This window comes from Actinoplanes ianthinogenes (assembly GCF_018324205.1).
Classification (GTDB): Bacteria; Actinomycetota; Actinomycetes; order Mycobacteriales; family Micromonosporaceae; genus Actinoplanes; species Actinoplanes ianthinogenes.
Map to the genome: position 1 here is coordinate 7,988,062 of NZ_AP023356.1, position 25,836 is coordinate 8,013,897.

General features: G+C 71.0%; 19 protein-coding genes. 11 read left to right on the forward strand and 8 right to left on the reverse strand.

Features of this window, described 5'->3' with window-relative positions:
* Nucleotides 1–122: 122 nt before the first annotated feature.
* From Aiant_RS35975 to Aiant_RS35985, 3 genes are all read left to right on the forward strand, one after another.
* Nucleotides 123–839: a Pr6Pr family membrane protein gene (locus Aiant_RS35975; protein WP_189331787.1), complete on the forward strand. Its 717-nt coding sequence runs from the start codon at nucleotides 123–125 to the stop codon at nucleotides 837–839.
* A gap of 511 nt (nucleotides 840–1,350) precedes the next feature.
* A complete protein-coding gene (locus Aiant_RS35980) occupies nucleotides 1,351–2,616 on the forward strand; it encodes a poly(ethylene terephthalate) hydrolase family protein (RefSeq protein WP_212846608.1) in 1,266 nt (421 codons plus the stop codon).
* A 33-nt stretch (nucleotides 2,617–2,649) separates the two neighbouring features.
* Nucleotides 2,650–4,020, forward strand: coding sequence for an extracellular catalytic domain type 1 short-chain-length polyhydroxyalkanoate depolymerase (locus Aiant_RS35985; RefSeq protein WP_189331785.1), 1,371 nt, complete (start codon nucleotides 2,650–2,652; stop codon nucleotides 4,018–4,020).
* Between the two features lie 93 nt (nucleotides 4,021–4,113).
* Here the strand turns inward: Aiant_RS35985 and Aiant_RS35990 are convergent, their stop codons facing one another.
* Nucleotides 4,114–4,383, reverse strand: a complete 270-nt coding sequence (locus Aiant_RS35990; protein WP_189331784.1) for a DUF2277 domain-containing protein — start codon at nucleotides 4,381–4,383, stop codon at nucleotides 4,114–4,116.
* A gap of 114 nt (nucleotides 4,384–4,497) precedes the next feature.
* Between Aiant_RS35990 and Aiant_RS35995 the strand changes: the two genes are divergently transcribed.
* The gene (locus Aiant_RS35995; protein WP_189331783.1) at nucleotides 4,498–5,973 is read left to right on the forward strand and encodes a GGDEF domain-containing protein; all 1,476 of its coding nucleotides are present in this window, start codon (nucleotides 4,498–4,500) and stop codon (nucleotides 5,971–5,973) included.
* Nucleotides 5,974–6,254: 281 nt separating this feature from the next.
* Nucleotides 6,255–6,644 (forward strand): DnaJ family domain-containing protein, encoded by a 390-nt coding sequence (locus Aiant_RS36000; RefSeq protein ID WP_189331782.1) that lies wholly within the window; start codon nucleotides 6,255–6,257, stop codon nucleotides 6,642–6,644.
* A gap of 116 nt (nucleotides 6,645–6,760) precedes the next feature.
* On the opposite strand, the gene Aiant_RS36005 is transcribed toward Aiant_RS36000, so the two are convergent.
* Nucleotides 6,761–8,380, reverse strand: coding sequence for a DUF6114 domain-containing protein (locus Aiant_RS36005; RefSeq protein ID WP_189331781.1), 1,620 nt, complete (start codon nucleotides 8,378–8,380; stop codon nucleotides 6,761–6,763).
* An 82-nt stretch (nucleotides 8,381–8,462) separates the two neighbouring features.
* Nucleotides 8,463–9,101, reverse strand: a complete 639-nt coding sequence (locus tag Aiant_RS36010; RefSeq protein WP_189331780.1) for a DUF6230 family protein — start codon at nucleotides 9,099–9,101, stop codon at nucleotides 8,463–8,465.
* Nucleotides 9,102–9,587: 486 nt separating this feature from the next.
* On the opposite strand from Aiant_RS36010, the gene Aiant_RS36015 reads away from it, so the two are divergent.
* From Aiant_RS36015 to Aiant_RS36035, 5 genes are all read left to right on the forward strand, one after another.
* Complete coding sequence (locus Aiant_RS36015) at nucleotides 9,588–11,507, forward strand: ATP-binding protein (protein ID WP_189331779.1); 1,920 nt, start codon at nucleotides 9,588–9,590, stop codon at nucleotides 11,505–11,507.
* Nucleotides 11,508–11,992: 485 nt separating this feature from the next.
* On the forward strand, nucleotides 11,993–12,781 hold the full coding sequence (locus tag Aiant_RS36020; RefSeq protein ID WP_189331778.1) for an FAD binding domain-containing protein: 789 nt from the start codon (nucleotides 11,993–11,995) through the stop codon (nucleotides 12,779–12,781).
* Nucleotides 12,778–15,324: a molybdopterin-dependent oxidoreductase gene (locus Aiant_RS36025; protein WP_189331777.1), complete on the forward strand. Its 2,547-nt coding sequence runs from the start codon at nucleotides 12,778–12,780 to the stop codon at nucleotides 15,322–15,324. The genes Aiant_RS36020 and Aiant_RS36025 overlap by 4 nt, the downstream gene beginning before the upstream one ends.
* A 351-nt stretch (nucleotides 15,325–15,675) precedes the next feature.
* Nucleotides 15,676–17,373, forward strand: a complete 1,698-nt coding sequence (locus Aiant_RS36030) for an L-lactate permease (protein ID WP_189331776.1) — start codon at nucleotides 15,676–15,678, stop codon at nucleotides 17,371–17,373.
* Between the two features lie 93 nt (nucleotides 17,374–17,466).
* The gene (locus tag Aiant_RS36035) at nucleotides 17,467–19,047 is read left to right on the forward strand and encodes an amidohydrolase (protein ID WP_189331775.1); all 1,581 of its coding nucleotides are present in this window, start codon (nucleotides 17,467–17,469) and stop codon (nucleotides 19,045–19,047) included.
* A gap of 1,170 nt (nucleotides 19,048–20,217) precedes the next feature.
* Here the strand turns inward: Aiant_RS36035 and Aiant_RS47140 are convergent.
* On the reverse strand, nucleotides 20,218–20,586 hold the full coding sequence (locus tag Aiant_RS47140) for a helix-turn-helix transcriptional regulator (RefSeq protein WP_229830288.1): 369 nt from the start codon (nucleotides 20,584–20,586) through the stop codon (nucleotides 20,218–20,220).
* Entirely contained in the window at nucleotides 20,586–20,996 is a 411-nt protein-coding gene (locus tag Aiant_RS47145; protein ID WP_229830286.1) for an AraC family ligand binding domain-containing protein, read from the reverse strand. The genes Aiant_RS47140 and Aiant_RS47145 overlap by 1 nt, the downstream gene beginning before the upstream one ends.
* A gap of 50 nt (nucleotides 20,997–21,046) precedes the next feature.
* On the opposite strand from Aiant_RS47145, the gene Aiant_RS36045 reads away from it, so the two are divergent.
* Nucleotides 21,047–21,460 carry a DUF2000 domain-containing protein gene (locus Aiant_RS36045; RefSeq protein ID WP_212846610.1) on the forward strand — a complete coding sequence of 138 codons (414 nt, stop codon included), beginning with the start codon at nucleotides 21,047–21,049 and terminating at the stop codon, nucleotides 21,458–21,460.
* Between the two features lie 16 nt (nucleotides 21,461–21,476).
* Here the strand turns inward: Aiant_RS36045 and Aiant_RS36050 are convergent, their stop codons facing one another.
* The 3 genes from Aiant_RS36050 to Aiant_RS36060 form a co-directional block, all read right to left on the reverse strand.
* Complete coding sequence (locus Aiant_RS36050; protein WP_189331773.1) at nucleotides 21,477–22,439, reverse strand: RICIN domain-containing protein; 963 nt, start codon at nucleotides 22,437–22,439, stop codon at nucleotides 21,477–21,479.
* Nucleotides 22,440–22,696: 257 nt separating this feature from the next.
* Nucleotides 22,697–25,138 (reverse strand): VIT domain-containing protein, encoded by a 2,442-nt coding sequence (locus tag Aiant_RS36055; protein ID WP_189331772.1) that lies wholly within the window; start codon nucleotides 25,136–25,138, stop codon nucleotides 22,697–22,699.
* Complete coding sequence (locus Aiant_RS36060) at nucleotides 25,135–25,782, reverse strand: helix-turn-helix domain-containing protein (protein WP_189331771.1); 648 nt, start codon at nucleotides 25,780–25,782, stop codon at nucleotides 25,135–25,137. The genes Aiant_RS36055 and Aiant_RS36060 overlap by 4 nt, the downstream gene beginning before the upstream one ends.
* Nucleotides 25,783–25,836 lie beyond the last annotated feature (54 nt).

Below are 25,836 nucleotides of genomic sequence, written 5' to 3' on the forward strand. Positions count from 1 at the left end.
GTCCGCTCTGCCCGCGGGAAGACCGGGGCGGTGACCGCGCGAGGATGTCACCGGAGGCGGATCCGGGGCTTGGCGGTCCACAAGTTGTAGCGGCATCCGCAAGATCAAGCTTTACTACCTGAGTGAACGATCTCCGCCGCTACTCCCGGCTCTGGCACGGGCTTCTCGCCGTCGTCGTGCTCGGTTCGCTGCTCACCCAGTTGGTGCTCACCGCGCAGGGTGCGCCGGACGCCGAGGGTGTGGTGCAGCCGGCGGCTACCAGGTTCGTTCGCCTGTTCAGCTACTTCACGATCCAGAGCAACATCCTGTTGGCGATCGTGGCCGTGACATTGACCTTGAATCCGGACCGTGACGGCCGGGTCTGGCGTGTGATCCGCCTCGATGCGGTGCTCGGCATCGTCATCACCGGCCTGGTGTACGCGACAGTGCTCGCCGGGACGGCGCATCCCACCGGTGCTGGATGGTGGTCGAATCTCGGTTTCCACTATGTCGCGCCATGGTGGGCGCTGGCCGGCTGGCTGCTGTTCGGACCGCGGTCGCGGATGGACTGGCGGACGCTGGTGTGGGCGGTTCTGTGGCCGCTGATCTGGATCGGCTACACCTTTGCCCATGGGGCGGCCACTGATTGGTATCCGTACCCCTTCACCAGCGTCACGGATATCGGCTATCCAGCGGCGGTGCGGAATATGGCTTTCGTTGTGGTCATCGCTGTTTTGTTCGGGGCGCTGCTGTGGCTGCTCGACCGGCGTTTGTCCGGTCGGCGGGCGGCGGTGTCGATTCCTGGCCAGCGAGAGCCTCAGGCGCTTCCTCGCAACGAGGGTTATCGTCCTCGCACTTGAGCCGGAGCAGGTGTACAGGGCGAGTCGGCGCCTTCAGTAGCGGGAGTCTTCGGTCCGCGCCGATCGGCGGGCGTGAGCTGAGCGACAGCTCCGGGCTCCTTCCTCTGCGACCGGCCATCCGCGAACGTCATAACAATATTCTTCCGGAAGTTTTCCGGAATATTTCAGAACCTGCGATGCGACCGCCTGCGGTACTAGCGGGGACTTTTCCCTGCGTACTGCTGGTGATGGCCGACGGCCAGGACAAGAAATTTGCATTTCAAATGCAAAATGTCCAGTTTGTCGAGAGAAACTTACGAAACACTTCCGAAACCTATTGTTCGCGGATCACCCCGGTGCCTAGCATCCCTGAACATCGAGCTGGATCCATGCCTTGCTCGAGTCGTCGTCGCATCGGATCCCCCTCGGCATCCGGGCGGTCTCCGCCTGCCGGTGTGCCCCGCGACCGCGACCCGGGCGCGGCTTCGAGAAGGGAGAGGCCATGGTGGCGGGTCGTAGACGCTCGTGGGGAATGCGGACCGTGGTCGGAGCCGCGATCACGGCGGCCGCCGTCGCGGTCGGCATGATCGCGAGCTCACCGGCGTCCCCCAGCCCCGGCACCCCCGGTGGTGACAATCCCTACCAGCGGGGACCGGATCCCACCGTGGCCAGCGTCGCCGCCCAGTACGGGCCCTTCGCCACCGCCCAGATCACGGTCCCGCCCGGCAACGGCTTCAACGGCGGCTTCATCTACTACCCGACTGACACCAGCCACACGTACGGCGCGGTCGCCATCGTGCCCGGATACACCGCCCTGTTCGCCGACGAGGAAGCCTGGATGGGGCCGCGGCTGGCGTCCTTCGGGTTCGTCGTCATCGGCGTGGAGACCAACAGCCGCACCGACTACGACACCGCCCGCGGCACCCAGCTGCTCGCCGCCCTGGACTACCTGACCAACTCCAGCGCGGTACGCGACCGGGTCGACCGCAACCGGCTGTCGGTCATCGGCCACTCGATGGGCGGCGGCGGCTCCCTGTACGCGGCCACCCAGCGCCCGTCGCTGAAGGCCGCCATCGGCCTCGCGCCGTTCAAGCCGTCGGGCAACCTGGCCTCGGACACCGTGCCGACGATGATCATCGGCGGGATCAACGACACCACGGTCACGCCGTCCTACCTCGACGGCCTCTACCCGACCCTTCCCGCGGCGACGCCCGGCGCGTACCTCCAGCTGGCCAACGCCGACCACCTGTACTTCACCCGGCCGAACGACATCGAGCTGCGCAGCCAGATCGAGTGGCTGAAGATCTTCGTCGACAACGACACCCGCTACACCCCGTTCCTCTGCCCGAGCGTCAAGGACACCACCGGCATCGTCCGGTCGAGCGTCAAGTGTTCGACCGTCCCGGGCGGCGGTTCGACGCCTTCGTCGAGCCGGATCCTCGGGACACAGTCCGGCCGGTGCGTCGACGTGCCCGGCGCCACCCACAACAACGGCACCCGGGTGCAGCTCTACGACTGCAACGGCCAGGCCAACCAGCAGTGGACCTACACCTCGAGCAAGCAGCTGACGGTGTACGGCACCGTGTGCCTGGACGCGGCCGGCTCCGGCAACGGGTCGGCGGTCCAGATCTACAGCTGCAACGGCCAAGCCAACCAGCAGTGGAACGTCAACGCCAACGGGACCATCACCGGCGTCCAGTCCGGCCGCTGCCTCGACGTGTGGGGCACCGGCAACGGCCAGCAGATCCAGATCTACGACTGCAACGGCCAGGCCAACCAGAAGTTCAGCCTCAACTGACGAGCCGGCATCCCGTCGTCGAAAGAAGGTTTGATGAAGCGTCTCCTGCACACCCTGCTCGCGGCCGGCACGGCGCTGGCCGTCGGCCTCGCAGCGATCCTGATGTCCGGTTCCCCGGCGATCGCGGCGAGCCTGACCCGGGTGACCAACTTCGGCACCAACCCGACCAACCTCAACATGTACATCTACGTGCCGGCGAACCTCGCGCCCCGGCCGGCGCTGCTGGTACTGGTGCACTATTGCAGCGGTTCGGCGAGTGCCGTCTTCAACGGCAACGGCCACGACTACGTCACCGCCGCCGACCGCTACGGCTACATCATGGTGCTGCCCGAGGCCACTCGGAGCGGCGGCTGTTTCGACGTGTCGACCGCCGCCGGGCTCCGGCGCAACGGCGGCAGCGACTCCACCGGCATCAAGTCGATGGTCGACTACGCCCGCTCGCACTACCCGAGCATCGATTCCTCCCGCATCGTGGTGTCCGGATTCTCCTCCGGCGCCATGATGACCAACGTACTGGCCGCCGAGTACCCGGACGTGTTCAGCGCCGGGTCGGCCTTCTCCGGTGTGCCGGCCGGCTGTTTCGCCACCAGCGACGGCTCGATGTGGAACAGCCAGTGCTCCGGTGGCAACGTCATCCGGACGGCCCAGCAGTGGGGCGACACCGCCCGGGCCATGTACCCGGGTTACACCGGCGCCTACCCGCGCATGCAGTTGTGGCACGGCACCACCGACACCACGCTCTCCTACCCCAACTTCGGCGAGGAGATCAAGCAGTGGACCAACCTGCACGGGCTGTCGCAGACGCCGGCGTTCACCGACCACCCGCAGTCCACCTGGACCCGGACCCGCTACGGCGTGACCGGTACCCAGGCGACCGTCGAGGGGATCAGCATCTCCGGCGTCGGGCACCAGCTTCCGATGAGCGGCCAGATCGCGTACGCGATCTCCTTCCTCGGACTCGACCTGCCGTCGACCACACCGCCGTCGAGCCCGCCGTCCTCGGCACCGCCGTCGGGGGGCGCGAACAAGATCGTGGGGACCCAGTCCGGCCGGTGCGTCGACGTGCCGAACTCGTCACGCACCAACGGGACGCGGGTGCAGCTCTACGACTGCCACGGCCAGTCCAACCAGCAGTGGACATACACGGCGAGCAAGCAGCTCCAGGTGTACGGCAGCATGTGCCTGGACGCCGCCGGGTCGGGCAACGGGTCGGCGGTGCAGATCTACGCGTGTAACGGCCAGACCAACCAGCAGTGGACCGCCAACGCCAACGGCACCGTCACCGGCGTTCAGTCCGGCCGCTGCCTGGACGTGTGGGGCACCGGCAACGGGCAGCAGGTCCAGATCTACGACTGCAACGGCCAGCCCAACCAGCAGTTCACGCTCGCACCCCTGGGCGTCTAGACCGATGTGAGGTCCGGGGACGGATGAAGGCCTCCGGCTGTGCGGTGGGGTTGTCGAGACACCACTGCACAGCACCGGGGGCCTTCATGTCCGTCAGGACGCGTAGCGCTTCTCGGCCCGGGCCCGGGCCTTCGCCGCCTCCACCTCGCGGTCCTTCGGCGGGGCGGTGGTGACCAGACCGTTCAGCAGTTCCTGCGTGGCCGCGGCGATCGCCGCCACCGCCTGGTCGAAAACCGCCTGGTTGGCCTGCGACGGGCGGGTCGCACCGGCTACCTTCCGGACATACTGCAACGCTGCGGCGTGCACCTCGTCGGGCGTCGCGGGCGGCTCGAAGTTGTGCAACTGGTGGATGTTCCGGCACACGGGTGTCTCCCTCAGCAGTGACGGTATGTCGTCGTGAATCTATGTGATGCTCGGGCATCCGTCAGGGACACCTCTCGACCGGGGCCCGGCTCCGCCGTACAACACGAGGTGGGCATGCGACTGCGGACGGCGTTGCCAGCGGGCGGTGGCGTCGCCGTGGCGGTCCAGGTGCTCTATCCCTTCCTGCCGGGATCCGCCGGATATGCCCTCTCTGACGTGATCGTCGCATCCGCGAGCGGTTACGCGGCGTGGCACTACTGGGGCCGGGCGTGGCAGCCGAGCGACACCCGGCCGATCCGGGTCGGTTACGCGTTCGGGGCCGTCGCCTGCACCGCGTGGAGCCTCTCCAACCTGCTCATGCTCGTCGCCGTCCTCGCCCTCCCGGTCCTGAACGAGGCCGCGGCCGTACTCTCCCTGATCGCCGCGGTCTTCGTCCCGGTCGCCGTCGTGCTGGCCGGCCACCGCCTGTACGGCATCGCCGCGGTCCGCCGGGCGATCGACGTCGCCGCCGTCGCCGGCGCCGTCTTCGCGCTGGCCTGGGAGTTCGTGCTCGCCGACCTGACGACGCAGGCGGTCAACCTGCCGGAGAACTACGCGATCACCATCGTCGCCGTCCTGGTCCTGGGCTCGTCGGTGGCGCTGGTGACGCTTTCCGAGTCCGCACCGGACCGGGGACTGACCGCCCAGCAGGTGCTCGCCTGCGCCACGCTGATCCAAGCGGTCACCGTGATCGTCGGGCTGCGCAACGGCGTCGCCGGCGACCCCTGGTTCGCCTACGGGGCCGGCGCCGGCTACGTCCTCGGCGCGTGGGCCACCGCGGTCTCCAGCCGTCTGCAAATCTCCCGGCCCGGCGCGGAGGTGGTGGAACGCCTGGTCTTCGGCCCGTGGGTGTTGCTGCCGTACCTCCCGGTGGTGGCCGCGGTCGGGATCGCCGGCTTCCGTGAGGCCCGCGACGGCCGGCTCAGCCCGGTGCTGGTCTGGCTGCTGCTCGCGAGCTTCACCCTGGTGCTGCTGAGGCAGTTCCTCACCCTGATCACTGTCGGTCGGATGGCCGTGGTGCTGGAGGAGCAGAAGCTCGCCCTCGCGCACCAGGCGCACCACGACGGCCTGACCGGCCTGCCCAACCGGGTCGCCTTCCACGACCGTGCCGCGGCGATGCTGGCCGGTCTGCCGACCGGCGTCTGCGCCATGATGCTCGATCTGGACGGCTTCAAGCCGGTCAACGACACACTCGGCCACGCGGCCGGCGACGAGGTGCTGATCGTGGTCGCCCAGCGGCTGGTCGCCGAACTGCGCGAGTCCGACCTGGTCAGCCGGTTCGGCGGGGACGAGTTCGCGGTCCTGATCACCGAGACCGGCGACGCGGCGGACGCGGTGGCGAGGCGGTTGCTGGACCGGCTGGCCCAGCCGATGCTGGTGCACGGCACCGAGGTCAGCGTGGGCGGCAGCATCGGGGTCACGGCCCTTCCGGCCGGGCAGGCGGGCAGCATCAGCTCGCTGCTCCGCCAGGCCGACACCGCGATGTACGCGGCGAAGGCCGCGGGGAAAGGGGTGGTCCGCTGGTATGAATCGGACAGCCGGGTGGCCTGAAGATCAAGATCAAGAGATTGCGGACTCGGGCCGCGCTGATCACTGATCGTCGCTCCCGCCAGGGACCCTTCCGGTCTGAGCTGGCCGCTGGCGCGTCCAGAACGCTCAGCCCGAAAGGGCGACGTCCGCGGGTGGTTGCGGAAAACCGCGCGGGGTCACCGGCCTCGGAACGCGCTCGTGGTCGTGGAGACCAGACCCGCGCCTGGCTGCGTGCGCAAAGGCCTGGTCGCGAGAAGAAGTGGTCTGGCTGCGTGCGGAACGTGCTGCCTAAGCTCGGTGGCATGGGCGCCCACTGGTACGAGTCCTCGATCGACCGGCAGATGCGCGAGGCGACCGAGCGCGGCGACTTCGAGAACCTGCCCGGCGCCGGCAAGCCCCTCGACGGCCACGGCGAGGAGTACGACGAGGACTGGTGGGTCAAGGACTGGCTGCGCCGGGAGGGCGCGACGGCCGGGGTGATCCCGCCGACCCTGGCGCTGCGCCGCGCCGTCGAGGACCTGGAGACCGTCGTCGGCCGCCTGCACACCGAACGCGACGTGCGCGAGCTCGTGGCCGGCCTGAACGCAAAGATCGACAAGTCCCGCCGCGGTTATCTGGACGGCCCGCCGGTGATCCTGCGCCCCCTCGACCCTGACGCCGTCGTCGAGTCCTGGCGCTCCCGGCGCGACTGACCGCGAGCGGCGCCGCGGGCCGTGGGCGGCGCGGCGGACGCGAAGCCGGAAGACGGCGCCTCGGAAACGCGGAACGGCCCGGCTGATCAGCCGGGCCGTTCCGTGAGCTAGCGGGATCAGCTCTCCGTGATGGTGATCGGGGAGGCGGTCAGCGTGTCGCAGCTGACGAACGCCAGCTCGATCGTCACGTTCGTGAACCACAGCAGCGGCAGCGTCAGCGGCGGCGGCTGCTCCGGCGTGAACGTGATCGGGATGATCCCGAACAGGTTGCCGGTCATCTTCGGGGTGTAGAACTTCACGTTCCCCTCGACCGTCAGCTTCTTGCTCTTGATCGTGGTGACCGCGCTGCCCGGCTCGTCGATCTCCAGGCTGAACGGCTCGTTGACCGCCTTGGTCATGTTCAGCTGGAGCGCCTTGATGGTGCCGTTCGCGGTGGGGACGTCGGCGACACCCTCGTAGGTCGAGTTGTACAGCGTCAGCGAGCTGACCTTCATGATGCCCGGCTTGATCGCCGACTTCGGGATGCCCCCGTCGGCGACCAGGCCCTCCTGGCGCGCGCCGAGGCAGGGGATCACGTCGCTGTCGGCGCTGGCGCTCGCGGCCGGGCTGGTGGTCTTCGCCGGGGCGCTGGTGGCGGTGGTGCTGTCGCCGCCGGCGGCCGGGGTGGTGGTCGCGGTGCCGGTCGGCTCGGCGGCCGGGGTCGTCGTCTCGCTCGCCGACGGCGTCGGCGACGCGCTCGGAGAGGACGACTCCTCGTCGCCGCCGATGCCGAGCAGGTTGCCGACGCCGTCGACCACGTCCGAGATGCCGTCGAGGATCGGGTTGCTGTTCTCGGTCGTGGCGGACGCCGAGGGGGTGGCGGACGCCGAGGTGCTCGTCTTGCCGGAGTCAGCGGCGGCGGTGGTGGTCTTCTTGCCGTTCGGCTTCGCGCTCGCCGACTCGGCGGCCTTCTTCACGGAGGCCTTGGCCGACGTGGAGGTGGCGGCGGAGGGGGTGACCGAGGTGCTGATCGACGGCAGGCCGGCGGGGCAGTCGTCGGCGCTGGCCGGGATGCGGCTGCCGATCAGCACCGTGGCGCCCACGAACGCGGGCACCACGATCAGGGCGAGCGCCTTGCGGTTGAGGCCGCGGCGCGGGCCGGGAAGGTCACCGCGTGGCTGTTCGAAACCGGGCAGGATGCTCGGGTCGCTCTGCGCCGGAGGGCGCAGCGCGGTGGTGTCGTGCGGGCGGTCGTCGTGACCGGCGATCTGGATCGCCTCGGTGTTCTCGCCCAGCCCGTCGTGGTGCTGGTCGTCGCCGGAGGGGCCCTGCCCGTGGTTGTCCGGGCCGCCGAAGTCGGTCGGTCCCTGCTTCGGCACCTCGGGCTGGGTGGGGCGCGGCTGCCAGGCGACCGCGAGCGCGCCGCCGAGGATGCCGACCAGCATGCCGATGATCCAGCCACCGAAGTTCAGGCCGAGGAACGAGTAGACCGCGGTCAGCAGGCCGATGATGCCGTAGAACATGCGCTGGGCCGGGGTGAACCAGACCAGGACGCCGCACATCAGCATCAGCAGGGGCAGCACGTAGGACAGGAAGCCCTGCGGCCCGACGTGGATCTCCAACCGCATCTCGGTCAGCAGCGAGAGGTTCGAGCTCAGGAACAGCAACAGGCCTGACACCAACAGGAACAGGCCACCCCAGAACGGCCTGCTCCGCCGCCACCGGCGGAACTTGGTCCAGAAGTCGTCCGTCGCCACTCGTCCTCCAGCGTTTCCGTTACAAGATCACAAAGGGGTGGGGCTCGCGGAACACTGCTCCACGAGCCCCGGTAAAGCTAGATCAGAAGCACTCGTTGCCCGAGCCGAGGAGCAGCTTCAGGGACATGCCCTTGAGCTTGAAGCTCGACGCGGTGGTGAGGTACGCCTGCTGCTGGAGCTTGTCGATGCTCACGCCGCTGGCCTGCTGGGCGAAGCCGCCCACCGCGCCGTGCGTCTTGGCACCGTCGGCGTCGACCAGGGAGGCGTCCCGGCCGATCTCGATGTCCTTGAACGTGGCGTCGCCGCCCAGCGAGGACATGCCGATGAGCAGGTCGTCGGCCTGCACCGCGTTCGCCGCGGCACCCGAGCTGCCGTCGAACTTGGCGTTGGTGGCCGCCGTGATCTTCAGGGTGACCGGGCCGGCGTTCACCGACTGGCACAGGTTGTAGATGTCGGCGTGGTTGATACCCGACATGGCGGCCGGGATGACGGAGCCGTCAGCCTTGTTCAGCGCGCCGCTGTACTGGGTGAAGCCGGTGCCCTCGAGGTGGTCCGCCGTCAGCTTGAACTGGGTGCCCGAGACCGTCAGGTTCGCGGCGAGGGCGCCCTGAGCAAGAGCAACGACGAGACCGGCGGCCACGGCGGTGGGAACGCCCACGGCCACCGCGAACCGGCGCCAGTTGGTGCGCCCGGCGGCGGTGACGCTCTGCGAATCCTCCACGGATCCTCCTATCGATGAAGAAGACGGCTGTTCAAACCACACCGCCAATGGCTCGCATCGACGGGCGACACTGGTGCCAACCGTCGACAGTGAGGCAAGTCGATGCCGTCGTCGTAACGTTCGGGAAATGTTGCCGCCCCTGCACGGGGACTACAAGGGCCAGAGCTACTAGTCAGTAACCCACATCACTTGATCTTGCTTACATAGCGTGATGTCGGTGTCCGCGGCGTCCCAAATTCCGGCAACAAACCGGACAACCAGCCGGTATTGACCGGCGTAGCGGTAACCGCAGGTAATGCCTACCGAGCGGTCACGGATCGGTAACGAAATCCAGTGAACTCTCAGCAACCGGTTTCTCGGGCCGCTACGGCGATCCGGCCCACCGGTTCGGCCGATGTTGATCTCCCCTGAATGGCCCGGCTGCCTCATGTCCGCCCGGGGCCCTGCCGATGTGAGGAACATGATCGCCACAGAGGAGCGCGGCCGGTGAGGCTGCGACGCCGGCTCAACCTGGGCTTCGCCGCCCTGTTGGTGCTGTTCACGGCGTTCCTCGTGGTGCAGTTCGGAGTCGGTTCGCGGCTGCGCGACGACCACGACCGGCGCTTCGCGCGGATCGACGCCGCCCGCGAGGCGAACCGGCTCGCCCTCCAGCGGATGACCGACGCCGAGACCGGGGTGCGCGGGTTCCAGCTCACCGACGAGCCCCTCTTCCTGGAGCCCTACCAGAACGGCCGGGGCGCCGCGCTCGCCGCGCTGACCCGCGCCGCCGGCCAGACCCGCGACCGGCAGGCCCGGGAGCTGCTCGACGTCGAACGCCAGGCGCTCGCCGACTGGCTCGGGCAATACGCCGACCGGGCCGCGAACGGCATCGACGGCGAGAACGCCCTGGGCAAACAGCTCTTCGACCGGCTCCGCGCGGTCAACGCGGCCGCGGACGACGCGATCGCCGCCGAGCTGCGCGCGGAGAACGCCGCCGGCCGGCGTACCGAACGGATCCTCGCGATCGGCTCCGGCATCCTGGTGCTGGCCGTCCTGGCCGCCGGTTACCTGCTGGTCCGGGTCAGCCGCCGCCAGCTCCTGGTCCCGCTGGCCCGCCTCGGTGACACGATCCGCCGGCAGGCGGCCGGTGACCGCTCGGCCCGCGCCGAGCCGGCCGGGGCGGCCGAGCTGCGCACCGTGACCGAGGCGCTCAACGACCTGTCCGCGCAGACCGAGGAACTGCTCGTCGCCGAGCAGGCCCGGACCGCCCGCGCCTGGCTCTGCCAGGCGGTCGTCGCGGAACTCCAGCAGGAGGGCGACGACCCGGCGGTGATCGGCACCCGGGTGGTCGCCCGGATCGGCGGCGCGCTCGGCGCCGACGCGGTGCACGGTGACCTGTTCGTGCCGGGCGCCGGTCAGGTCGCGGTCCGCTGGCCGGAGACGGCGTCCGAACTGCCCGTCGCGGACGCCGCCGAGCTGCGCGCGCTGTCACCGGGTGACCCGGTGCCGTGCGCCGGCGGCCTGGCCGTGGCGATGGGTGGGGACGCCGAGTGCCCCGGTGGCCACCTGCTGGTCGTCCGCGAGTTCCTGCCGACGTTCACCGAGCCGGAGCGCCGGCTGCTGGCCAGCGTGGGCCGGGAGATCGAGCGGGCGCTGCGCCAGCTCAGCATCCGGGCGCACCAGGACCTGCTGATCGGCGAGCTGCGGATGCTCGACCAGCGCAAGGACGTCTTCATCCAGACCGTGACGCACGAGCTGCGCACCCCGCTGACCAGCATCCTGGGGTACGCCGAGATGCTCAGCGACGAGGAGGAGGAGCTGAACCCGATGCAGCGCCGCTCGCTCAACGCCATCCTGCGCAACGCCCACCGGCTCCAGGACACCATCGGCGACCTGCTGCTGCTGGACCGGCCGGACGATGGGGTGAGCGCGGCCACCGAGCCGGTCGACGTGGCCACCCTGGCCACCGTGGTGCACGCCGAGCTGGACACGGCCGCGCAGGCCAAGAACCTCACGGTCGGCTTCGACGCGGAGCCGGCCTGGGTGCGCGGCGACCAGACCCAGCTGCGGCGGGCGCTGCGCAAGCTGATGGAGAACGCGATCAAGTTCACCCCGGCCGGCGGCAGCGTGACCTGGCAGTGCGGCGCGGACGAGCGCACCGTCACGATCGCCGTCACGGACACCGGCATCGGCATCCCGGCGGAGGACGTGTCCGGGCTGTTCACCCCGTTCCACCGGGCCGGCAACGCGATGGACCAGGCGGTGCAGGGTCCCGGGCTGGGCCTGGCGATCGTCCGGGACATCGTCCGGGACCACGGCGGCAGCATCGCGGTGCAGTCGGTGGTGGGCCGGGGCAGCACTTTCACGATCACCCTGCCGGCCGTCCCGGCGCCGGCGCCCGCCTCGGTCCCGGTGCCCGCTTCCTGATCATTCGCGGTCCGGCTCCCGATAACCCGCTCAGATCGCCGTTGCGCCCGCTGGAATCGGGTGGGACCCAGGGCCACCGATTTCCGGTTCTGGGCCCGCAGCGTGGATCTGAGGGCCACGTGAACAGCTTTCGGGTTGCCGGGGGCCGCTACGCAACGGTTCCGGCGCGTCCGGGGGATGGCGGAGGGCGGCGTCATCGAAGACGATCGGACCCGGAGACCGGCGTCCGGATCCCGCGCTCCGGCGCCGGGCTCCCCGGCGGATCGCGAGCATCGATCGTTATCGGAATGTCGATGAAGCGGTATCCGGCGGTTATTCCGCATTGACACCTCGGCGGCTCCCGCGCATTCGCCCCAGAGCGTTTCCGCGGCACCCGAAACGGTCTTGAGCAGCTCATACCTCGTCGTAGGCCGGTGCATTCAACGAATCGGAAGCCGATTCGCGGAGCGCCATGATCGGAAACACGCGGCGCGTAACGTGCGAACGTGGACCTGCACACCGTGACCGAAGTGATCAGCCCGGCCGCGCCCGGGATGTGGCGGCCCGGCGACGCCTGGCTGGGCGGCGGGACGGCGCTGTTCGGCGAGCCGCGCCCGGGGATCGCCCGGCTGCTCGATCTGCCGTCGGCCGGCTGGCCCGCGCTCACCACCCGGGCGGACGGCGTGGAGATCGCGGCGACCTGCACCGTCGCGGAGCTGTACCGGGGGCTTGCCGAGCACGAGATCGTCCAGCAGTGCTGCCACTCGTTCCTGGCCTCGTTCAAGATCTGGAACGTCGCGACGGTGGGCGGGAACCTGTGCGCGGCGCTGCCGGCCGGGCCGATGATCTCGCTGGGTGCGGCGCTCGACGGGGTGTGCACGCTGCTCGATGCGGACGGCGGGGCTCGGCAGGTGCCGGTGGCGGAGTTCGTGACCGGGGACGGGCAGACCGTTCTCCGGGACGGGGAACTGCTGCGGTCGATCTTCCTGCCGGCGTCGGCACTGGGCGGGCGGACGGCGTACCGGAAAGGGTCCCTGCATCCGCACGGCCGATCCGCCGTGCTGCTGATCGGCCGGGCGGAGCCCGCCGGAGGTCTGACACTGACGGTGACCGCCGCGACCCGCCGGCCGTGGGTCTTCCGCTTCGCCTCGCTGCCGCAGGCGGCGGAGGTGGAGGCGGCGCTGGCGACCGTTCCGCTCGCGGCCTACACCGACGACGTGCACGGGCGGCCGGTCTGGCGCAGACACCTGACCGGGCATTACGCGGAGCAGATCAGAGCGGAGCTGAGCGCATGAGCGTGGAGATCAACGGTACGGCCCACGAGCGCGCGCCCCGGCCCGGTCAGTGCCTGCGGACCTATCTGCGCGAGGAAGGCTGCTTCGGGGTGAAGAAGGGGTGCGACGCCGGCGACTGCGGAGCGTGCACGGTGCACGTGGACGGCGAGCCGGTGCATTCCTGTGTCTACCCGGCGTTCCGGGCGCAGGGCCGGTCGGTGACCACGGTCGAAGGACTGGGCTCTCCGGACGACCTGCACCCGGTGCAGCAGGCGTTCCTGGACGCGCAGGGATTTCAATGCGGTTTCTGTACGGCGGGCCTGATCATGACCACGGCGGCGCTCACCGAGGAGCAGCGTGCCGACCTGCCCCGCGCGTTGAAGGGCAACCTGTGCCGGTGCACCGGATACCGCGCGGTCGCCGATGCGCTCGCCGGCCGGTGCCACGTGCGAGCCGGAGGTCCCGCGGTCGGCTCGGCGCTCGGCGCCCCGGCCGGCCCGCAGGTGGTGACCGGGACGGCGCGGTACACCTTCGACGTGGACGTGCCCGGGCTGCTGCATCTCAAGGTGCTGCGCTCGCCGCACGCGCACGCGCGGATCCTCGCGGTGGACACGTCGGCGGCCGCGCTGGTGCCGGGGGTCGAGCTGATCCTGACGCACAAGGACGCGCCGGACCGGCTGTTCTCGACGGCGCAGCACGAGAACGTGGCCGAGGATCCGGCGGACACCCGGGTGCTGGACGAGGTGGTGCGGTTCGTCGGGCAGCGGGTGGCGGCGGTGGTGGCGGTCAGCGAGGCGGCTGCCGAGGAGGCCTGCCGGCGGCTGCGCGTGGAGTACGAGCTGCTTCCCGCGGTGGTCGACCCGGTGGCGGCGCTGGCTCCGGACGCGCCGTTGGTGCACGGCGACAAGCTGGACCGCAACGTGGTGGCGGAGCTGCACGCCTCGCTCGGGGACGTCGAGGCCGGGTTCGCTGCGGCGGACGAGGTCTATCAGGCGACGTTCCGGACGGCTCGGGTGCAGCATGCGTCGCTGGAGACGCACGGGGCGGTGGGGTGGCTCGACGAGGACGGACGGCTGGTCATCCGGTCCAGCACGCAGACGCCGTTCCTGACCCGCCGGGCGGTGGCCTCGCTCTACGACCTGCCGATGGAGAAGGTGCGGGTGCTGACCGGACGGGTCGGGGGAGGGTTCGGCGGCAAGCAGGAGATGCTGGTCGAGGACCTCGTGGCGCTTGCGGTGCTGCGGACCGGGCGGCCGGTGAAGTGGGAGTACACGCGATCCGAGCAGTTTTACGGGGCGACCACGCGGCATCCGTTCGTGGTGACCGTCAAGGCCGGGGCCCGGCGGGACGGGACCATCACGGCTCTTGCCCTGGACGTGGTGGTGGACACCGGGGCGTACGGAAATCATGGTCCTTCGGTGATGTTCCATGGGTGTCATGAGTCGGTGGCCGTCTACAAATGCGCCACTATGCGGACCGATGCACGGACGGTTTACACGAACACGGTGCCGGCCGGGGCGTTCCGGGGCTACGGGTTGGGTCAGGTGACCTTCGCCGTCGAGTCCGTCTTGGACGAGATCTCACGAAAAATCGGTATGGATCCGGTTGAGTTTCGCGAGCTGAACGTCGTGCGGGACGGGGATGATCTGACCGCGCCTGGTGATCACGTGGATGACCTGGGGATTGCCTCCTACGGGCTGGACCAGTGCCTGGAGCGGATGCGTGCCTGCTCCTCGACGGTGGATGAGGCGCCGGACGGGTGGCTGGTCGGCGAGGGAATGGCGATCGCGATGATCGCGGCCGGGCCGCCGGGTGGGCATTTCGCGGACGCGACGATCCGGGCACTGGGGGAGGGGCGGTATGAGCTCTCGGTGGGGACGGCGGAGTTCGGCAACGGGAGCACCACCGTGCATGCGCAGATCGCGGCGGACGAGCTGGGGACCACGCCGGACCGGATCGTGATCCGGCAGTCGGACACCGATGTGGTGCGGCACGACACCGGGGCCTTCGCGTCCACCGGGGTGGTGGTGGCGGGGCAGGCGGTGCTGCGGGCGGCGCGGGATCTGCGTGCTCGCGGCGGCGAGGTCGGGCAGGGGTATTTCGACGGGACGCCGCGGTCGGTGGCGTTCAACGCTCAGTGGTTCCGGGTGGCGGTCGATCCGGACACCGGTGAGCTGCGGATCCTCCGCAGCGTGCACAGCGCGGACGCGGGGACGGTGATGAATCCCCTCCAGTTGCGGGGGCAGATCGAGGGCGGGGTGGCGCAGGCGCTGGGGGCGACGCTGGCGGAGCACGTGGACATCGACTCGTCGGGGGCGGTGACGACCACGACGTTCCGGCAGTATCACTTGCCGACCTTCGCTGACACGCCGGTCACGGAGGTCCACTTCGCTGCTACGTCGGATGCGATCGGGCCGCTGGGGGCGAAGTCGATGAGCGAGAGCCCGTTCAACCCGGTGTCGCCGGCCCTGGCCAACGCCCTCCGCGATGCCACCGGCGTCCGGATGACCGAGATCCCGTTCACCGCCGACCGCATCTGGCTGGCCATGCACCAAGATCACTAGCTGCACTGTCCGTGGCTGGTCCCGGAGCTCAAACCCCGGGCTGGCCCTCAGCGCCCTATCCCGGCCCCGGTTAGGGCCGCCAGGACCAGCCGGACACTCCCCGGCTGGTCCTCAGCGCCCTATCCCGGCCTCGGTTAGGGCCGCCAGGACCAGCCGGACACTCCCCGGCTGGCCCTCAGCGCCCCGGGCAAGACGCGGGAACCCTCGCTGGGGACTGGGGGCGGGATGCTCGGGGCGTACCGGAAGAGGGGTGACCGCAAGCCGAAGCGGACCTGACGGCTGAGCGGTTTCGTTTCGGGAGCCGGGGGACTACATTGCGGGGAAAGTGATCGACGTCTCTGGATGGCTGCCATGCCGGATGTCCTGCTCGCGGAACAGTTCCAGATCGTCACCGATCCCGTCGCGGACTCCGTGGCGCTTTCGGCGATCTTCGCCGTGCTCTCGCTGGTGACCCTGTTCCTGCTGCTCGGGGTGTTCCGGGTGCGGGCCTGGCTGGCCGGGCTGATCTCGCTCGGGGTGGCGCTGATCGTCGCGATCACCGTGTACTCGATGCCGGTCGGGCAGGCGCTGCTGTCCGCTTCGGAGGGTGCGGCGTTCGGGTTCTTCCCGATCCTGTGGATCGTGATCAATGCGATCTGGGTCTACAACCTGACCGTGGTCAGCGGGCACTTCGACGTGCTGCGGCGGTCGATGGAGCGGGTCAGCCCGGACATGCGGATCCAGGCGATCATCGTGGCGTTCTGTTTCGGGGCGTTGCTGGAGGCGCTCGCCGGGTTCGGTACGCCGGTGGCGGTCACCGTGGTGATGCTGATGGCGCTCGGGTTCCCGCCGATCCGGGCGGCCTCGGTGGCGCTGATCGCGAACACCGCGCCGGTCGCGTTCGGGGCGCTCGCGACGCCGATCGTGACGCTCGGGACGGTCACCTCGGGGGCGTCGAGTGACCCGCGGCTGAACACCGACACGCTCGGCGCGATGGTCGGGCGGCAGACCCCGATACTGGCGGTGATCGTACCGTTGGTGCTGGTCGCCGTGGTGGACGGACGCCGCGGCGTCAAGCAGACCTGGCCCGCCGCGATCGTCGCGGGGGTGGTTTTCGCGGCCGGGCAGTTCGTCGCGTCGAACTACGTCTCGGTGCCGCTCACCGACATCATCGCGTCGCTCGCGGCGGCCGCCGCCGTGGTCCTGCTGCTGCGTTTCTGGCGGCCGGTGGACAGCCCGAGCCTCACCGAGGGAGTGGCCGAGCCGGCGCCGGCCGGGGGCGGCGGCACCTCCACCCGCACCGCGGTCCAGCGGGATACCCGTGCCGAGGTCATGCGCGCCTACGCCCCCTACCTCATCATCATCGTGATCTTCTCGATCGCGAACCTCGGCCCGATCAAGCACGCCCTCGCCCAGGAGCCCTGGACCGTCGTCTTCAAGTGGCCCGGCCTGGACATCCTCGGCGCCAACGGCAAACCCCTGGCGTCCACGAACTTCACCTTCGGCTGGCTGGCCGCGGCCGGCACCCTGATGATCTTCGCCGGCATCCTGACCGCCGTCGTGCTCCGTGTCCGCCCCGGCGCCGCCCTGCGCGCCTACGGACGCACCTATGTGGAACTCCGCCACGCCATCGTCACGGTGATGGCCGTGCTGGCCCTGGCCTACGTGCTCAACCAGTCCGGCCAGACGAACACCCTCGGCGCGTTCCTGGCCACCGCGGGTAGCGTCTTCGTGTTCCTCTCCTCCATCCTCGGCTGGATCGGGGTGGCCGTGACCGGCTCGGACACCTCGTCGAACGCGTTGTTCGGCGCGTTGCAGGTGCAGACCGCGGCGAAGGCCGGGCTGGACCCGCTGCTGCTCGCGGCGGCCAACTCGTCCGGTGGCGTACTCGGCAAGATGGTCAGCCCGCAGAACCTGGCGATCGCCGCGGCCGCGGTCGGCATGGCCGGCCGGGAGGGTGACATCTTCCGCAAAGTCGTGCTGTGGAGCACGATCCTGCTGCTGTTCATGTGTGTGCTGGTCACCCTGCAAGCCATGCCGGTGCTGGACTGGATGGTCCCGCGGGGATGAATTCCGACAGCCGCCGGCTGAACCGTGGAGCGCCGGACCTGGTACTCATGGGTGTAGTGACCGTCTGGACACTGCCCGTGAGGAGCGCTCCGCATGACCGCCGCAGACCTGATCCTGATGGCGGACCGGATCCACACCATGCTTCCCGGTCCGCCGATGACCGCGATCGCCGTCGCCGACGGGCGGATCGCCCAGCTGGGCACCCGGGCGGACGCCCGCGACTGGCGCGGCCCGGGCACCGAGGTGCTCGACCTCGGTCCGGCCACGATCACACCGGGCCTGGTCGACGGGCACGCGCACCCGGTGATGGGCCTGAGCATGACCCGGGGCGTCGACCTGTCCTCGGTGCGCACCCGTGACCAGCTGAGACAGGCGCTGCGGACGGCATCGGCGCAAGGCGGGTGGATCGAGGGATACGGGCTGGACCCGAACGCGTTCGAGGGCGCCCCGGTCACCCACGCGCCGCTGGTCGAGGCGCTCGGGCCGGACGTGCCGGTCTTCCTGGTGCTCTTCGACGCGCACTCGGCCCTGGTCAGCCCGAAAGCGCTGGAGATCGCCGGGATCACCGGGCCGCGCGAGTTCGCCTCCGGGGCCAGCGTCGTCTGCGACGCCGACGGGACACCGACCGGGCACCTGCTCGAACTGGAAGCGGCCATGGTCGTGCACGCGATGCTCCCCGAGGACCCGCCCGAGGGCCGGCGCGCCCGGCTGCGCGACCTGATGCACCGGATGGCCGCGAGCGGCCTGACCTCGGCGAACGCGATGGACTTCGGACTGGACTCGCTCGACCTGTTCACCGCGCTGGAGGCCGACGGCGAGCTGCCGCTGCGCTGGCGGTGCGCCCCGTTCGTGATGCCCGGCGACGGCCTGGAGAGGGTCATCGAGCAGCAGCGCCTGGCCGGCCGCCGCTGGCGGGTCGAGGGCGCCAAATTCATGATCGACGGCACCATCGACGGCGGCACCGCCTGGCTGGAGGAGCCGGACACCCACGGTGAGTCGACCGCTTGCTTCTGGCCCGACCCGTGGGAGTACTCCGCCGCCGTCGAGGTCCTGGCCGGGCGCGGCATCCCGATCGTCACCCACGCCATCGGCGACGCCGGCATCCGCTTCGTGCTCGACACGCTCAGCCGCCTGCCCCGCCCGCGCGTCCCGCACCGGATCGAACACCTGGAGACGATGCCCGCCGAGTTGCTCGGCCGCTTCGCCGAACTCGACGTCACGGCCAGCATGCAGCCGACCCACTGCACGCACTACACCCGCGCCGACCACACCGACAACTGGTCCCAGCGCCTCGGCGACAAGCGTGCCGACCGCGGCTTCCGTGCCCGCGACCTGCGCGACCACGGCGCACGGCTGGCTCTGGGCTCGGACTGGCCGATCGCCCATTTCGACCCGCGTGGGATCATGGCGGCGGCCCAGCTGCGCCGCCCGGCGGGCGATCCGTCGGTCGAGCCGATCCTTCCGGACCAGGCGCTGACCGCCCGGATGGCCCTGGAGGGCTTCACGACCCAGGCCGCGGCCGCCGCGGGCCTGACCGATACCGGCCGGCTCGCCCCCGGCTTCCGGGCCGACCTCGCGGTCTTCACCCTCGACCCGCTGACCGCCGGCCCGGACGAGTTCGCCGAGTCCCCGGTCCCGCTCACGGTCGTGGACGGCACCGCTTACCCCTTCTAAAACCCTTTTTCAGTACGATCTGGACCCTCCCCAACCGCATCGTCCCGTCCCGTGCCTAACCGCGAGGCAGTCCCACCCAAGACCGACCAGCGACGCACGGGTGTGTCCCGGCTCAGCGCAACGTCCGCTGCGCCCCAGACCGCAGCGCGCCCCCGGCCCGGCTGGTCGCTCGCCTGTGCCTCGCACCTCTGAGTGTTAGCTCGTAGAAGCGGTGCATGCCGGGCCCCGGCGGATCTTGCGATGGAACCGGGCGACCCGTGCGTCGCTGGTCGGGCGGCCTTGAGCGGGGCTGCCTCCGGTCGGCTGGAAACGGGCGACTGCGGTTGGGCGGCCCGGCGTCGTACAGGAAAGGGGCTGTCCGAAGCGGACCGCGACCGGGCCGACCAGCGGCCGGAAGCGAACCGGCATTGGCGGGAGCGGGCTGGGGGCGGGCCGACGAGCGGCCGGAAGCGAACCGGCATTGGCGGGAGCGGGCTGGGGGCGGGCCGACGAGCGGCCGGAAGCGAACCGGCATTGGCGGGAGCGGGCTGGGGGCGGGCCGACGAGCGGCTGGAAGCGAATCGGTTTGGGCTGGCAGTGGGCTGGGGGCGGGCTGACGAGCGGCCGGAAGCAACCGGTATGGGCTGGCAGTGGGCTGGGGGCGGGCCGACGAGCGGCCGGAAGCAACCGGTATGGGCTGGGAGCGGGCCGACCAGCGGCCGGAAGCGAACTGGTATGGGCTGACAGCGGGCCGACCAGGGGCCGGAAGCGAACCGGTATGGGCCGGGAGTGGGCGGACCAGGGGCCGGAAGCGAACCGGTATGGGCTGGCGGCGGGCCGGGAGCGGGCGGACGAGCGGCCGGAAGCGAACCGGTATGGGCTGACAGCGGGCTGGAGCTCGGAGATCGGCTGACAGCAGGTTGATTCTGGGCCGGGAGCGGGGCGGGAACGAGCTGACAAGCGGCCGGTCGCGAACAGGAGCGGGCTGACAGCAGGAGCGGGAACAGGCCGAAAGGCGAGGGGGCCCTGACAGCAGGCTGAAACGGGGCAGAAGCCGGACGAAGGCGGGCTGGCAAGCGGCCGAACGTAAGCCGTGAACGGCCAGGAGAGGGCCGGATGCTGGCTGACAGCGGCTGGAGAAACGGCCGCGAGCGGCGGGAAAGTGAGCCGAGGCGAGCGGGAAGTGGCTGGTCAGCGGGTGAATTGGGCGGGAGTGACGCCCAGGATGCGTTTGAAGTGGCGGGTCAGGTGGGGCTGGTCGTAGAAGCCGCTTCGGGTGGCGGCCGTGGACAGCGGGAGGCCGGTAAGGATCAGGCGGCGGGCCAGGTCGACTCGGCGGGAGATGACGTACTGGTGAGGGGTCATGCCGAACTCGTGGCGGAAGGAGCGGACCAGGTGGGCCGGGGCGAAGTGGAGTTCGGCGGCGGCGGTGCGCAGGGGGAGGCCCGGGACGATGTGGGATTCGAGCAGGTCGCGGAGGCGGTGGGCGGCACCCCGGTGGGGTGGGGGCAGTGGATGAGCGCTGAGGTGGGCGCGGAGGCGTTCCACGGTGAGGGCCATCAGGTCTCGGCGGCGGGCTCGTCGCCGGGGGCGCGGAGCAGGCGGTGGACCGTGGAGATCATGCGGTGGAGGCCGGGATCGATCAGCGCCGGCGTGTCCACCGAGGCGCCGACCAGGCGGTCGGGGAGCTGGGCCGGCTCCAGGTAGATGACGCGTTTGCGGAAACCGTTCGGGTTAGCGGACGTGCCGTTGTGCGGGACGCGCGGCGGCAGCAGGGTGACCAACTCGCCGAACGCGCCGCGCTCGTGCCGGTCCAGGTCGTAGCGGACGGCGCCGTCGTCGACCAGCAGCAGGGTCCAGGTGTCGTGGGCGTGCATCGGGTAGGCGTGCTCGCCGAACCGGGCGTGCAACACCTCGGCGACGCCGTCGAGCGGGGGTCGCCACGCGCGGATCGACGGGCCCGGCAGCACCTCAAAATCGTACAAGACCGCAGGTGCCGGCCCTGGCGACGATGAGTGCCATGACCGGATTCACCACCAAGATCGCCGTATTGCTCCGTGACGACCTGCTCGTCTGGCAGCGCCTGAACGTCACCGCCTTCCTGGTCTCCGGGTTGGCCACGGCGGTGCCGGAGACGCTCGGCGAGACCTATGTCGACGGCGGCGACGTCGAGTACCTGCCGATGTTCCGCCAGCCGGTGCTGGTCTTCGAGGGCGGCAAGGAGCTGCTGCGGGAAGCGCATGCGCGGGGGCTCGCCCGGGGCGTCCAGATGTCGATCTTCACGTCGGACCTCTTCGCGACCGGCCACGACGCCGCGAACCGAGCAGCCGTGCGGGCCGTGCCCACCGCCGAGCTGGACCTGGTCGGCATCGCCGTGCACGGGCCGCGGAACGCCGTCGACAAGGTGCTCAAGGGCGCGTCGATGCACCGGTGACGAGCGGGCCCGCCGGTCAGCGCAGGGACCACTGCTGATTGGACTGGCCGGTACACGTGACGACGACGACCCGGGTGCGCGGGCGGGCGCCACCGGACGGATCGGTCAGGCACTCGTTGCTCGCCAGGTTGACCAGCTCGTGGTTGCCGGTGGTCCGCCACAGCGACGGGGTCCGGCGGTCGCAGTCGGTGAGCTGCACGGTGTCGTCGCCGACCAGCAGCGCGCACTTGCCCATCACTCGGAGCGTCCCGTCGCCGGCGAGCGTCCACACCTGGGCGATCGAGCGGTTGCAGTCGAAGACCTGGACGCTGTTGTCGTCGGCCGGAATCGCATTCGGCAGATCGAGGCAGAGGCCGTTGCCGCTGACCAGGGAACCCTCGCCGACGGTCACCGGGGAGGGTGCGACCACCGCGGGCGCGTTCGTCCTGGTCCCGGAGGGTGCCGCCGCGCTGGCCGGCGCCGTGCCGGGCGCCTGCGTGGCCGGGGTGGTGACCGTGCCGGCCGGTCCGGTGGTGGCGGTCGCGCCGCCGGTCGGCGCGCCGTCCCCGTCCGCGTCGCTGTCACCGCCGGTCCCGGCGCCGTCGTCGCCGGTCGTCGCCTCGGTGGTGCCCGGAGACGCCGGCGCCGACGTGGCGGCCGGGCCGGTCACCGCGGGCAACGAGTGCTCGGGCAGGCCGGCCGAGAGCGTGGGCTCGAACACGGGCCGCAGCGCGGTGTACCCGGCCACCGCCAGCACCGTGACCACTCCGGCGCCGACCCCGGCCACCAGCAGCGGCCGTCGTCGCCGCCGCGTGCCGCGTGGCCTTGTCGCCGTCGCGCCGGAGAAGACCGGGAGGATCTGGGTGGGCGAGTCGGAGGCCGTGCCCGCCGGCCAGGTCGCCCCGGAGGAGGCGGGCTCCTCGGTGCGGCCGTCCTGGACAACGAACGGACGCACCAGCAACGGGTCCCGGTCGGTACCGAAATCCTCGGCGTCGTCCACGGACGCGTCACCTCCCCCGTCAGCAATCGATGAATCAACTTACCGGCACCGGCGGGTCGGCGTGGGATCCGTTCGGCCGATCGGCCACTGTCCGACCCGCCGATGGGGTTCCGGGTCGCCGCCAGAGACCGACTTCGATGCGGCGCCGTGGAGCCAACGGCCGAGCTTAGGACGGCTCTCCGGCCGGACCCGGCAGATGCCCGCCGTGCCCGGCCGGAGACGATGATGCGTCCGATCCCCGACAGTTTCTCCGAGGGTCAGCGTTTCCAGAACGGCTTGGCGGCGGGCTTGGCCGGGGCTGCCCCGAAGTCGGTCAGCACCCGCACCGCGGCGGACCACTTCTCGTCGAGCGAAGCCTCCCCGGTCAGCAGGGCGACCAGCTCGTGCAGCGGTGCGAACTCCTCGCCGGACAGCGGCGTGAGCAGCACCGTCAACCGGCTGGCCAGATCCTCCAGCAGGTCACGCCGCTCGTAGCCGGGCCGGTCGGCCGCGTCGCGCAACCGTCCGGCCTCGACCGCGACCAGCTCGCGGACCTCGGCGATCGAGGTCTCGCCGCCGAGTGTCCCGCCGGGGCGGCGGGAGCGGCCGAAGCCGCGGGGCGCGGCGGCCGGGGCGGCGGGCATCGGCCCTCCGGCGGCGAGGAAGTCGGGCGTGGTGTCGAGACTGGTCGGGTGAACCGATTTCCGGTGGCTGGTCTCCTCCGCCCCGGCCGGGGCGAACCGCGGCGCGCCGGGCGGCGGCGACGGCGGCATGATCCGCGGCGCCGCGCCCACCGGACCGCCCGGGAACGGCGACTGCGCCGCGGACAGGATCATCCCGGCGGCCGCGATCGGCGCCGCGGGCGGCTCCCACCCGGACGGCATCTCGACGGGCTGGGTGACCTTGCGAACCTGACCTCCCTCGTTCACCACCCGCTCGTCGACGGCGACGAACGCCGTGAAGCGGCACAGCACGCCGAAGCGCAGCGACGTCTCCATGATCCGTGGCTCCAGCGCGTCGTTGCCCGCCGTGTACGCGTCCTCCATGTCCCGCAGCCGCGCCCGCGCCCACTGCTTGGTGACCGCCGGCTCCTTCCGCTCCTGCACCGCGACCGTGGTGCGGAAGTCCTGGTCGTCCCGGGACCGGCCGGTGACCGTGAAGCTGCCGGCCGCGGCGCCCACATAACGCCCGGAGAGCACCAGGGGAACCCCCGGGTAGAGCCCCGGGATCCGCTGCGGCGTACGCGTCCCCTCGATCGGGGAGAACCCCTCGGCCGCCAGGGACAGGCCGGTGACCAGCGGGGCCCCGATCCGGCGGTGGATGTGCTCCATCGCGTCGTCGAGCCGGTCCTCGCTCTCCACCAGCTCGGCCCGGCCGGCGCCGAGCGCGGCCAGCCGCCCGAGGAACCCGGCGTTGACCGCCCGGTCGATGCCGATGGTGTGCAGCCGGGTGCTGCCGATCAGCGGGGTGACCTTGTGGACGATCTGGTCCTCGTTACCCACCTGGCCGTCGGTGACCAGCACCAGCACCCGATCGCGCCCGGTGCTGTCGGTGAGCAGGCCGAGCCCGGTGGCGAGCGGGCCGAGCAGCTCGGTGCCGCCGCGGGCGTCGGCCCGGGCCAGGTGCTCGACGGCGCGGTAACGGTTGCGGTCGGTGGCCTCGCTCAGGCCGGACTCCAGCCCGGCCGGTCGCTCCACCTGGTGGTCGAAGGTCAGCACGGCGAACCGGTCGGCCGTGGTGAGCGTGTCGATCACCCGGGCCGCGGCGCGGCGGGCGGCCACCATCTTCCATCCGCCCATGCTGCCGGAGCGGTCGAGCAGCAGCACCACGTCCTTGGGGCGCGGCGCGGCGGCCTCCTCCGGGGGCAGCACGACGAGCTGCCAGGTGCCCTCGTGGCCCTCGTCGTCGGGCACCGCCACCGCGGTCTGGCCGCCCGGCGCATAGGCCAGGCGCAGCACGAAGTCACGGTCGGCACGCTCGCCCGGGGCGATCCGCAGGGTCCCGTCCTGCTCGGTGACGGCGTGCAGGCTGGACCGGACTTCGCCGAGCTCCAGCCCGGCCGGGTCGACGGTCACGCTGAGGGAGAGCCGCAACGGGTTCGGAAAACCGGGCAGCAGCACCGGCGGGGAGATCCGGGAGGCGTCCGGCACCGCGTCGGTGTCCGGGGTCTGGCCGTCGCCGGCATAGGGCCCCGGCAGGGGCGCGCCCGGGATGTAGCGCGGGGCCACCACCAGCGGGAACCGGAACGTGGCCGCGCCGTCCTCGAACGGCAGCGGGCCGACCAGCCGCAACCACACCACGATCCGCTCGCCGGGCAGGATGTTGCCGGCCCGCATGGTGAACACGTCGGGCCGGTCCTCCTCGGCGATCGACGCGCGCTGACCGGCCGCGACGGCGGTGTCGTACTGCTCCCGGGCGGCGGCGCGCTCGCGCAGGTCGGCGGTGACCGTGCGGTCGTCGGCGGTCATCGTCATGCCGGTGACCGCGGCACGGTCGGGCAGCGGGAAGACGTAGGTCGCCTCGAGCGCGGTGTCGTGCGTGTTGACGAACTCGGCGGTGACCTCGGTGCGGGCGATCAGGCCGCTGATCGCGGCCGACACGTCCAGCCGGTCCAGCGGCAGATTGCCCCGCTCGGTGCGCATCGCGCCGAGGCCGGACTCCGGCAGCTCCCGGACGCGTGCCAGCTCGCCCGGACCCATCGGATTGACGTAGATGATCACTGATCTCTCCTATCGGTGAGCCCACGGGATGCGAGCAGGTCGAGCAGGGGCCGTGCGGCGGTGACGAGCTCGGCGCGATCGAGGTGGCCGTGCAGGGCGCCGGGCACCAGCAGGATCACGCCGAGACCCAGCGGCACGCCGGTGAGCACGGCATCCGTGCCCGGGGCGGGGGAGACGCCGGGGTCGGCAGGCGGTGGGGGGACATCCGGCGTACCGAAAGAGATGTCCGTGTCGGTGGGGAATGCCCAATCCACGGCCGGCGCCGCGGGCGCGGCCTTCCAGAAGGGTGGCCGGGTGGTCGCCTCGGGCGCGGGCGAGGGATCGCCGCTGAGCAGGTCGGCCGGCACCCGGGCGACCTCGGTCAGCACCTCCTCCGGCGCCCCGGCCAGCTCGGCCTGGATCTCGGCGAGGGTGCGGCCGGCGGCCTGCAACCGCTTGATCGCCACGAGTTGAAGCAGGTGGCGGGGGCCGTAGAGCGCGTTGCGCCCCCGGGTGCCCAGTGGGCGGTCGACCAGGCCGATCGTCGAATACCACCGGATCGAGCGGCGGTCCGGCAGATCGCGGACGCGGCCGTTGGGTGCCCCGGAATACTCCGCGGCGAGCGCGGCGCGCACCCGGTCGACCAGTTCCTCCATCGTCCACATGCCCCGAGTCTGACACTGTCATCGTGACAGTGTCAACGTCGGAAAGCAGAACTG

Excerpts from the sequence above, each read along its gene's own strand:
- Aiant_RS36025 (WP_189331777.1), top strand. The coding sequence starts at position 12,778 with ATGAGCGTGGAGATCAACGGTACGGCCCACGAGCGCGCGCCCCGGCCC.
- Aiant_RS36035 (WP_189331775.1), top strand. The coding sequence starts at position 17,467 with ATGACCGCCGCAGACCTGATCCTGATGGCGGACCGGATCCACACCATG.
- Aiant_RS36030 (WP_189331776.1), top strand. The coding sequence starts at position 15,676 with ATGCCGGATGTCCTGCTCGCGGAACAGTTCCAGATCGTCACCGATCCC.
- Aiant_RS36000 (WP_189331782.1), top strand. The coding sequence starts at position 6,255 with ATGGGCGCCCACTGGTACGAGTCCTCGATCGACCGGCAGATGCGCGAG.
- Aiant_RS35985 (WP_189331785.1), top strand. The coding sequence starts at position 2,650 with ATGAAGCGTCTCCTGCACACCCTGCTCGCGGCCGGCACGGCGCTGGCC.
- Aiant_RS47140 (WP_229830288.1), bottom strand. The coding sequence starts at position 20,586 with ATGGCCCTCACCGTGGAACGCCTCCGCGCCCACCTCAGCGCTCATCCA.
- Aiant_RS36060 (WP_189331771.1), bottom strand. The coding sequence starts at position 25,782 with ATGTGGACGATGGAGGAACTGGTCGACCGGGTGCGCGCCGCGCTCGCC.
- Aiant_RS35995 (WP_189331783.1), top strand. The coding sequence starts at position 4,498 with ATGCGACTGCGGACGGCGTTGCCAGCGGGCGGTGGCGTCGCCGTGGCG.
- Aiant_RS35980 (WP_212846608.1), top strand. The coding sequence starts at position 1,351 with ATGCGGACCGTGGTCGGAGCCGCGATCACGGCGGCCGCCGTCGCGGTC.
- Aiant_RS36045 (WP_212846610.1), top strand. The coding sequence starts at position 21,047 with ATGACCGGATTCACCACCAAGATCGCCGTATTGCTCCGTGACGACCTG.